The sequence below is a fragment of the Vibrio sp. 10N.222.55.A1 genome (assembly GCF_041473835.1).
In the GTDB taxonomy this organism is placed as follows: domain Bacteria; phylum Pseudomonadota; class Gammaproteobacteria; order Enterobacterales; family Vibrionaceae; genus Vibrio; species Vibrio crassostreae_C.
Genome location: NZ_JBFRSX010000044.1, coordinates 5,416 through 6,327, shown reverse-complemented (window position 1 = coordinate 6,327; position 912 = coordinate 5,416). Strand labels below are relative to the sequence as shown.

Sequence of the window (912 nt, the reverse complement as noted above, 5' to 3'; positions counted from 1 at the left end):
TTTGCCTTTTTGATGAAATGGTCTAGTTTTTAACTAGGCCATTTTTGTATAGGGAAGACAATGAGTAGACCACTGAGAATAGAGTATGCGGGTGCGCTCTATCATGTAACGTCGCGCGGTAATGCTCGACAGCCGATTTATCTGGAAGAGCAAGATTTTGAATTGTTTATCGAAGTGTTGTCAGGCACCAGTGAGCGATTCAATTGGGTCGTGCATAGCTACTGTTTAATGACCAATCATTACCATCTACTCGTCGAAACTCCTGATGGGAACTTAAGTAAGGGAATGCGTCAGCTTAATGGTGTGTATACCCAAAAGTTCAATAGAAAACATAACCGAGTCGGTCATCTATACCAAGGTCGCTTTAAAGCCATTTTAGTCGACAAAGACGCTTATCTATTGGAAGTGGGACGTTACATTTTACTTAACCCCGTTCGTGCAAATATAGTGGATACACCGAACGAATATGAGTGGAGCAGTTGGCCTTTTGTTACTGGTTTAAAAGAGTCACCAGACTGGCTAGCGGTTGATCAAACCTTGTTTCAATTTGGCCGCCAGAGAAATAAGGCTGTTGAGAAATACAAGCAATTCGTTTTCGAGGGGGTTGGTAAGCCACTATGGACAGGATTAAAGCAGCAGGTGTACCTAGGCAGTGATGAGTTTGTGAACAGTCATCTTCCTAATTTGAATTTAGCAGAGGGAGATATCAAAGAGGTTCCGGCAAAACAGCGACGTGCTAAACCTCTTTCGCTAAAGGAGTACCAAGACTCAGCGCCTAGTAGAAATGATGCCATTATTGCTGCATTTAATAGCGGTGGCTATACGCAAAAGCAAATAGGGAATCACTTCGACTTACATTATTCACGAGTCAGCCGTATAGTGGCAAAAGGCAAGACCTGCCCCCCCCCCCCC

The 912-nt window shown here is 43.8% G+C and carries 1 protein-coding gene; it reads left to right on the top strand.

All coding sequences use genetic code 11. The annotated features are described in order from the left end of the window. Positions 1-60: 60 nt before the first annotated feature. Positions 61-912 (top strand): REP-associated tyrosine transposase (locus AB4493_RS14310; RefSeq protein ID WP_372155243.1); only part of this gene is annotated, 852 nt, incomplete at its 3' end.